Source organism: Kitasatospora humi, assembly GCF_020907985.1.
In the GTDB taxonomy this organism is placed as follows: domain Bacteria; phylum Actinomycetota; class Actinomycetes; order Streptomycetales; family Streptomycetaceae; genus Kitasatospora; species Kitasatospora humi.
In genome coordinates, this window is the sequence record NZ_JAJJPA010000102.1 from 1 (window position 1) to 8,486 (window position 8,486).

Below are 8,486 nucleotides of genomic sequence, written 5' to 3' on the forward strand. Positions count from 1 at the left end.
GGGGAGGCCGCCGCCGTCGCCTGGCGGCTGCACGGCGACCGGCTCCACCTCGGGGTGGCCGACGGCTCCGCCCTCGGCCTCACCGTGCTCCAGGAGCACTGCCACCGGGAGGGAGGTCGCGGCCTGTTCCTGGTGGACCTGCTCGCCGAGGCGTGGGGCGTGCGGCCGCTCGGCGACGCCGGCAAGGAGGTCTGGTGCCGGATCCAGGTCAAGGCGGCAGCGTGACGCAGGTGGTCACGTCACGCCTGCCCGCCCGCGAGGGCGACCGCACCGGCGCCCGCGCTTACGCGCAGGTTCAGGCCACCAGCAGGCGCAGGCCCAGCTCCGCCGCATCGAGGCCGACCAGCTCGCCGTTGCGCTCGGCCCACCGGCCCGAGACGAGGTCCTCGCGGAGTCGCTCCACCGCCCGCCGCTCCGCCTGTGGCCCGACCCTGGTCCACACCGACACCGCGCGGCGCACGTGTTCCTCCAGGTACGCCTCGGGCCGGCGCCAGTAGGCCTCGAAGAAGCCGTCGGCGCAGTCCCACGGGATGAGCACCGGCTCCAGGCGGGCCCCGATCGCGCCGGCCAGCTCGTCCACCGTTGGTCGACCGACGACCAGGTCGGCGACCTCGGGCAGGTAGTCGCGGCTGAGCCAGAACCGGTTCAGCCATCCCGCGTCGCTGGAGTCGTGCGTGAACACCACCACCCGTCGGGCCACCCGCCGCATCTCGCGCAGCCCGGCGATCGGGTCCTGCCAGTGGTGGATGGTGCTGAAGGCCATCGCGGCGTCGAAGGACTGGTCGGCGAACGGCAGGCGCTCCGCACTGGCGGCCACGCACGGCGCCGCGCCCGCGGGACGCTGCGCCCGCATCACCGCCGACGGCTCCACCGCGGTCACCTCGCGGTCCGGGGGCTCGTAGGAGCCGGTGCCGGCACCGACGTTCAAGACCGTCCGCGCATCGCCGAGCGCCTCCCAGACCCTCGCGGCGATCCGCGGCTCGGTGCGCCGCGTCGCCGGATAGGCGGACCCGATGAGTTCGTACAACTGCGCGCCGAACACCTTGAGTTGCTCCTCCGGCGTCGTCCTGATCCCCATTGTCCGTGCCTCCAGTTCCCTGTCGATGGCCGTCACCATGGCGGCAGCGCTGTCGCGCTGCGCCACCAGCAGGCCGCGCAGCCGGTGCAGGTGCGCGACCGCGTCGGTGGCCGGGTCGTCCACCAGATCCGCGATCTCGCGCAGTCCGAAGCCCAGCCGCCGGTAGGCGAGCACCTCCCGCAGCCGTTCCACGTCGTCCGCCGAGTAGGCCCGGTATCCGACCGGCGTCCGCGCGGACGGCTGTACGAGGCCGATCTCGTCGTAGTGATGCAGTGTGCGGACGCTCACGCCGGCCAGCTCGGCCACGCGTCCCACGGTCAGGTGCTCCTCCACGCCGCCGACTATCCGGCATCACGTCACGTGAGGGTCAAGCGTCATGTGCCCACCGAGCGCGGTCCTCCGGCCGCTCCGACAGTTCCGTAGGAGGCCGGGTCAGCACGGTGCTCTACGGTCACGGCCATGACCAGGACCACGCCGCCCCGGCCGCTGGACATCGAAGAGCTCTTCCCGAAGCCGGCCGACCACCGTGGCGTGAACACCCGGCTCCACCCGCGGACCGGGAGCCCGGACACCTCGGCGAGCTCGATCGGCGGCCCACTGCTCTGGCCCGCAGACGAACCGTGGCCGATGTGCACCGAGCCGCACCGGCGAGGGCGCGGCTACCGGATCGCGGACATCCGCCGCCGGCGGCAGTTGCTCGCACGGGCCTGGGCCCGCGACGTGGCACCGGGGCCGACGGACGAGGAACGGGTCCTGCTCAAGGAATTGGAGCGGAAGCACCGCGTGCCCGACCTCGCGGACACCGATCCGGTCCCGCTGATCGGCCTGGTCCAGCTGTACCGGCGGGACGTGCCGGGCCTGCCGGCCGGGCCGGACGGCTGCGATCTGCTGCAAGTGCTCTGGTGCCCGTTCGAGGCCCATGGGCCGAGCGGCCACGGCCTCGCCCTGCACGTGGCCTGGCGTCGGTCCGAGCAGGTCGGCGAGCCGCTGCGCGCCGCACCGGAGCCGCTGTTGGTCGGCTTCGAGGGAGCGCTGCCCGAGCCGTGCGTGCTGCACCCCGAGCAGGTGGCCACCCATCCCCACCCGGCCACGCTGCCCGCTCGCCTGCAGTCCGAGATCGATGCCTGGGAGGAGCGGCAGGAGCGGCAGGCGGACGAGGGCCCGGACGCCCACGTGCTCACCTACCGGCACGACCTGTCGATCCCGCCCGGCTACCGGGTCGGCGGTTTCCCCTCCTGGCACAGCACCGACCCGCACGCGACGAGCTGCGCGGCCTGCGGCACTCCCATGGCCCTGCTGCTGACCTTGGACAGCCGGGAATGGGACGGTGGCTGCACCAGCTGGATGCCCGCCGAGGACCACCGCCTCCCCGCACACCTGCGGGACCCCCGCCCCGCCAAGCTGGCCTTCGGGCGCTACGGGCTGCTGAACGTCTTCACCTGCCCCACGAGTCCGGAACATCCGCACCGCTGGAGCATCCAGTAGGCACCGCCTGGATCCGCACCGTTCCCACCAGCGGGGCTTGCGGTCACTCACCCGAACCGCCCGGCAGGACCAAGCCGTACGGCCGGCCCGAACCCGCCCGAACCCACGCGATCAGGCGGCCACGAAGTGGTCATACCGGCTCGGAACGTCCCCTGACAGGGCCTCACCACTCCCGCGCTAGTGTGCGTGCGTGAGCCTTCAAGTCGTCATGGGATTCGGGCCCGCCGGGGCCGCCACCGCTCGCCTGCTGGCCGAGCAGGGGCACTCGGTGCGGGTCATCACCAGGTCGGGCGGCAGCCCGGAGCCCGGCATCGAGCACGTCGCGCTGGACGCGACGGACAGCAAGAAGCTGATCGAGGCCGCGCAGGGTGCCGCCTCGATCTTCAACTGCGCCGCGCCGCCCTACCACCGCTGGGCGAGCGACTGGCCGCCGCTGGCCGCCTCGGCCTGCGAGGCGGCCGAGGCGACCGGCGCGGTGCTGGTCATCCTCGGCAACCTCTACGGCTACGGCCCGGTCGACGGCCCGCTGACCGAAGAGCTGCCGCTCGCCGCCCCCGGCACCAAGGGCCGGGTCCGCGCCGCCGTCTGGGAGCAGGCGCACACCCTGCACCAGCAGGGCAGGATCCGTGCCGTCGAGGTGCGCGCCTCGGACTTCTTCGGCCCGGGTGTCACCGACGGCGGGCACCTCGCCGCCCGCGTCATGCCCAAGCTGCTGCGCGGCAAGGCGGTCTCCGCGCTCGGCGATCCGGACGCCCCGCACAGCTGGACCTACCTCCCCGACGTGGCCGCCGCCCTGGTCGAGGTGGCCGGCGAGGGAGCCGCCTGGGGGCGGGCCTGGCACGTGCCGACCCAACCCCCGCTCTCCACCCGGGAGATGGTGACTCGCCTGGCCGCAGCAGCGGGGAGCGGACCGGTCGCGGTGCGTCCCGTCCCGCCGGCCGTCCTGGGGCTCATGTCGCTGGTCTCCCCGCTGATCCGCGAACTCAAGGAGATCCGCTACCAGTTCGACCGTCCGTTCGTCATCGACTCCAGCGCGTACGAGGCCGAGTTCGCACTCCGGGCCACTCCTCTCGACGAGCAGATCGAGGCGACGGTGGCGTGGTGGCGCGCCAGACAGGACGGCGCACGATGACGGCCGACGGCTCCAGACCCGGCGACATCGCCATCGTGGGCATGGCCTGCCGGTTCCCGGGCGCCCGCGACCTGAACGAGTACTGGCGGCTGCTCACCGACCCGCGGCCGCAGTTCGGGCCCGTCCCCGGCTCGCGGTGGCACGGCGAGACCTTCCGCAGCGACGACGTGCGCGACACGTCCGCCTCCTACACGGACACCATGGCGCTGCTGCCGGACGTCGGCCACTTCGACGCCGCGCACTACAACATCCCGCCGCGCCGGGCCCGTTCGATGGACCCGCAGCACCGGCTGCTGATCGACCTGGCCCGCGAGGCGATCCAGGACGCGGGCTGGGAGGCCGAGGGCTTCGACCGCGAGGAGACCTCGGTCATCACCGCGCTCACCGAGAGCGGCTACCGTGAGATCAGCACGCTGCACCTGAGGATGCGCCAGCTGGCCGGCGGCGAGTTCGGCGCCCGACCGAGCGATCCGCAGTGGCTGGAAGCGGCCCGCGCGGTGGACCGGCTGCACGGCAGCTCGGTGGCCGGTCTGCTGCTCAACATGGGCCCCAACACCGTCAGTTCGGTGCTGGACCTGCACGGCGAAAGCTATGCCCTGGACTCGGCGTGCTCCGGCGGCCTGCTGGCCGTGGCCAACGCGGTGTTCGCGCTGCGGGCCGGCCGCTGCCGGATCGCGATCGCGGGCGGCGCCCAACTGAACCTCACTCCGGACCTGTTGGTGGGACTCAGCCGGATCGGCGCGCTCTCGCGCAGCGGCCGCTGCCTGCCGTTCGGCGCCGAGGCCGACGGTTTCGTGCTGGGCGAGGGCGCGGGTGTGCTGGTGCTGCGGCCGCTGGCCGACGCCCTGGCGGCCGGCGACCGGGTCTACGCGGTCGTGCGGGGCGTGGGCACCGCCAACGACGGGACGGTGGCCGGCGGTATGCATCCGCAGGCGTCCGGCCAACTCCGGGCGCTGCGGCGGGCCTACCGCGACGCCGGCCTGGCGCCCGCCGCGGTGGGCTACCTGGAGGCGCACGGCACCGGGACCACCGTCGGCGATCCGGTGGAGGTCGAGGTGCTGCGCGAGCTGCGCGGCGAGCAGCCCGAACCCGCCTACCTGGGCGCGGTGAAGGCCGTGGTCGGGCACGCGCTGAACGCGGCGGGCATCGCCGGGCTGATCAAGACGGCGCTGGCCGTGCAGCGCGGGGTGGTCCCGCCGCAGCCGGAGTTCGCCCTCGCCGACCACCCGGCGCTGGCCGACGCGCGGCTGACCGTCGCGACCGCGCCGACGCCCTGGCCCGCCACCGAGGAGCCGCGCCGGGCCGGCGTCAGCGCCTTCGGCTTCGGCGGCACCGGGGTGCACCTGGTGCTGGAGGAGGGCCCGACGCCCGCGGCAGCCCCGGCCGATGAGCCGCAGCTGCTACTGCTGAGCGCCCGCGACCGCGACGGACTCGCCCGTTACGCACGGCGGTTGGCGCAGACCCTCGCCGACGACCGGCTGCCGCCGGCCGCCGTGGCCGACACCCTGGCGCGCCGGGCGCCGCTGCCCGAGCGGCTCGCCCTGGTGGCCGACGGCGCCACCGACGCCATCGCCAAGCTGACCGCGGCGGCCGACGCCGTGGCGGCGGGGCACAACGGCGGCCTCGGCGCCGACCGGTGGGCCGGCACGGCGCGGCGCGGCGAGCCGGCTGCCAAGGCCACCATCCCGGCGCCGGGTTCGCTGCCCGCCGCCGAGCGCACGGCGGAACTGGCCCGGCTCGCCGCGCAGTCGGTCGCCGGCACCACCCCGCGTCCGTCGCCGGACCGCATACCTCCGGTCACCCTGCCGCCGAGTCCGCTCGCACCGCGCCGCCACTGGGTGGTGGACGACTCGGCGCGCTCAGCACCGCGCACGCCGTCAACGCCCGGCTCGATCGCGGCGGTTGTGCTCCAGGAGATCTCCCGCGTCGGCGTCTTCCCGCCCTCCGAGCTCGACGAGCGGCTGACCCTGGTGGCCGACCTCGGCTTCGACTCCCTGATGCTGCAGGAGTTGGAGGTCAACCTCACCAACCGGCTGCCGGGCGTCGACGCCGCCGAGGTGTACTCCCCCGAACTCACCATCGGACAGCTGATCGCCCTGGCCGATCCGCGGCACCCGGCACCGCAGGCGCCCCCGGCGCCCCCCGAGCGTTCCGTGCCCCGGCAGCGCGGCACCGAGTGGGCGAAGGAGACCGCCCGGGTCGACGACTTCCCGGAGGTGCGGCAGTTCGAGGAGCGGCTGAGCGCCGTCACCGGCAGCGGCGCGGGCTTCCCGTACTTCCGGATCCACCAGGGCACCATCCGCGACACCACCGTGGTCGACGGCCGCGGCTACCTCTCCTTCGGCAGCTACAACTACCTCGGCCTGTCCGGCCATCCGGCCGTGAACGAGGCCGTGCACCAGGCGGTCGAGCGCTACGGCAGCTCCGTCTCGGCGAGCCGGGTGCTCTCCGGGGAGCGGGAGTTGACCGTCCGGCTCGAACAGGAACTGGCCCGGTTCCTGAGCGTGCCGGACTGCCTGGCGCTGGTGAGCGGCCATGCCACCAACGTCACCACGATCGGGCACCTGGTCGGCCCCGGTGACCTGGTACTGCACGACGCACTCGCCCACGACAGCATCCTGCAGGGCTGCGCCCTGTCCGGAGCGGCCCGGCGCCCGTTCGCCCACAACGACATGGAGCAGCTGGACCACCTCTGCCGGCTCAACCGCTCCCGGTTCCGCCGCGTGCTGATCGCCGTCGAGGGCGCCTACAGCATGGACGGCGACCTGGTGGACCTGCCCGCCGCGGTCGACGTGAAGAAGCGGTACGGCGCGCTGCTGATGGTCGACGAGGCGCACAGCATCGGCACCGTGGGCCGGCTGGGGCGCGGCGTCGGCGAGCACTTCGACGTCGACCGGGCGGACGTGGACCTCTGGATGGGCACCCTCTCCAAGGCGTTCGCCAGCTGCGGCGGCTACCTGGGCGGCTCGGCCCGGATGGTGCGGTGGCTGCGGCACACGCTGCCCGGCTTCGTCTACAGCGTGGGCCTGACCCCCGCCAACGCGGCCGCCGCGCTGGCCGCCACCGAGCTGATCACCGCCGAGCCGGGCCGGGTGGCCGCGCTGCGGCGCAATGCGGCGCTCTTCCTCGACCTGGCCGCCGCGGCGGGCCTGGCCACCGGGGCCAGCGCGGACACGCCGATCGTGCCGTGCCTGCTCGGCGACTCGGCGCGCACCCTGCGGGTCGCGGACCGGCTGTTCGAGCGGGGGGTCATCGCCGACCCGATCTTCCACCCCGCCGTCGAGGAGGGGCTGGCCCGGCTGCGGTTCTTCGTCACCAGCGAGCACCGCGAGGCGGACATCCGGCGGGCCGTGGCGATCCTGGCCGAGGAGGTGGCGAACGCCCGGTGCTGACCGCCGGACCCTGGGCGTCCCCGGGGCCCGCCGGCTCCGCGACCGGCCTGCCCCAGGCCTGAGCGGCGCCGGTTCCGGGCTCGCCGGGTCTGCCGGCGGCGGTTGCGGGCAGGCTCGCCAGGTCTGCCGGCGCCGGTTGCGGGCAGGCTCGCCGGCGCCGGTCCGGTTCAGATCAGCGTGCGTTCGATCCGGCTGCGCATGGCGTCGCTCCCGCTGCCGGAGTCCGCGGCGTCCCCGGCCGATCCGGCCGATCCGGCCGGGGCGTCGGCGGCCGCACCGACGCGCTGGGAGAGCAGGTAGGCGATGATCTCGGCCTCCTGCTCCTGGACGTCGTCGTAGGTCGCCCGCAGCAACATGTCCCGCACGATCTCGGGGTCGAGGTCGGGGAAGAGCAGTCGGGCGCTCGCCTCGTCCAGCCCGCCGGCTCCGCGGTGGCAGCAGATGATGTGCCCCAGCTCGTGCAAGATGATGTGCTCCTGGTGCGCGCCGGTCGTGTTGGCGTCGTAGAAGATGAGGTCCTCGTCGCGGGCGGCGACCCATATGCCGCACGGGTGCGACGCGGGCATCGGCATCGGGACCAGCAGGATCGGCCGCTCGCGGACCTCGCCGAGGTAGGCGCAGAGTTCGGCGACGTCGGCGGTCTGCGGCAGGCCGAGCTCGGCGATCCGCCGGACGCCGGCCTTGCGGAGCCTCTTGAGCTGGCTGCGGCGGGCCTGGTCGGCCAGCCAGCCCTTTCTGCTGCCCATCACCGCCGCCGGCCCCCTCACTCGGGCTCTGCGGAGTCGGTGACCGGCGGCAGGCCCTGCATCTCGCGGTACTGGTCCATGATGGCCGTGATGGCCTGCAGGTTCTCCTTCTTCATTCCGGCCGCCCGCATCGCCACCGCGCGCACCCCGGCCTGCCGCAGCGCCTCGATGGCGGCGACCTGGTTGAGCACCGACGCGGCGACCTGGTCGTCGAAGAAGTAGGCGACCGACACGCCGAAGAACCGGGCCAGCGCGGCCAGCAGATCGGGGGTGGGGTTGGAGCGTTTGCCCGTCCGCAGCTGGGACAGGTAGACGCCGCCGACCTTGAGATCGGGATTGAGCCGCTTCAGCTCCTCGGCGACCTCGGCATTGGTCCAGTGCTTGCCCTTGGGCCGGACCGTCTTGAAGAGGTCGTCCAGACGAACCGCCAGCATCGGACGCTCGTCGGTCTCGGACGCGGACATCCAGGTCTCCCCCCGTTACCTCCCTGGCATTAGCGCTTGGCTATGCGTCAGTTTCGCAGATTAGCTGCCAGTTGACAATCGCGCCGGACTCCGACACGGTGGACCTTGCCGATAGCTGTCAGCTAACTCCGCTCACGGGGGTAGCCGAGTTGGTCGTCAGTCCCATCGGCCTGCGCTCGGGCTGTCGGG

Annotated in this window: 7 protein-coding genes; 4 read left to right on the forward strand and 3 right to left on the reverse strand. The window is 73.8% G+C overall.

Annotation, left to right across the window (positions count from 1 at the left end; genetic code table 11):
* The coding region (locus LN042_RS36155) for an ATP-binding protein (RefSeq protein ID WP_230055708.1) at positions 1 to 225 on the forward strand (225 nt) is incomplete at its 5' end.
* Between the two features lie 70 nt (positions 226 to 295).
* On the opposite strand, the gene LN042_RS36160 is transcribed toward LN042_RS36155, so the two are convergent.
* Complete coding sequence (locus LN042_RS36160; RefSeq protein WP_230055709.1) at positions 296 to 1,411, reverse strand: MerR family transcriptional regulator; 1,116 nt, start codon at positions 1,409 to 1,411, stop codon at positions 296 to 298.
* A 126-nt stretch (positions 1,412 to 1,537) separates the two neighbouring features.
* On the opposite strand from LN042_RS36160, the gene LN042_RS36165 reads away from it, so the two are divergent.
* From LN042_RS36165 to LN042_RS36175, 3 genes are all read left to right on the forward strand, one after another.
* Positions 1,538 to 2,563 carry a hypothetical protein gene (locus LN042_RS36165; protein WP_230055710.1) on the forward strand — a complete coding sequence of 342 codons (1,026 nt, stop codon included), beginning with the start codon at positions 1,538 to 1,540 and terminating at the stop codon, positions 2,561 to 2,563.
* A 190-nt stretch (positions 2,564 to 2,753) separates the two neighbouring features.
* The gene (locus tag LN042_RS36170) at positions 2,754 to 3,695 is read left to right on the forward strand and encodes an NAD-dependent epimerase/dehydratase family protein (protein WP_230055711.1); all 942 of its coding nucleotides are present in this window, start codon (positions 2,754 to 2,756) and stop codon (positions 3,693 to 3,695) included.
* Complete coding sequence (locus LN042_RS36175) at positions 3,692 to 7,087, forward strand: aminotransferase class I/II-fold pyridoxal phosphate-dependent enzyme (protein ID WP_230055712.1); 3,396 nt, start codon at positions 3,692 to 3,694, stop codon at positions 7,085 to 7,087. The genes LN042_RS36170 and LN042_RS36175 overlap by 4 nt, the downstream gene beginning before the upstream one ends.
* Positions 7,088 to 7,254: 167 nt before the next feature.
* Here the strand turns inward: LN042_RS36175 and LN042_RS36180 are convergent, their stop codons facing one another.
* Positions 7,255 to 7,836, reverse strand: a complete 582-nt coding sequence (locus tag LN042_RS36180) for a toxin (protein ID WP_372495885.1) — start codon at positions 7,834 to 7,836, stop codon at positions 7,255 to 7,257.
* 14 nt (positions 7,837 to 7,850) lie between these two features.
* Complete coding sequence (locus tag LN042_RS36185; RefSeq protein ID WP_230055714.1) at positions 7,851 to 8,297, reverse strand: helix-turn-helix domain-containing protein; 447 nt, start codon at positions 8,295 to 8,297, stop codon at positions 7,851 to 7,853.
* Positions 8,298 to 8,486 lie beyond the last annotated feature (189 nt).

Excerpts from the sequence above, each read along its gene's own strand:
- LN042_RS36165 (WP_230055710.1), top strand. The coding sequence starts at position 1,538 with ATGACCAGGACCACGCCGCCCCGGCCGCTGGACATCGAAGAGCTCTTC.
- LN042_RS36185 (WP_230055714.1), bottom strand. The coding sequence starts at position 8,297 with ATGTCCGCGTCCGAGACCGACGAGCGTCCGATGCTGGCGGTTCGTCTG.
- LN042_RS36175 (WP_230055712.1), top strand. The coding sequence starts at position 3,692 with ATGACGGCCGACGGCTCCAGACCCGGCGACATCGCCATCGTGGGCATG.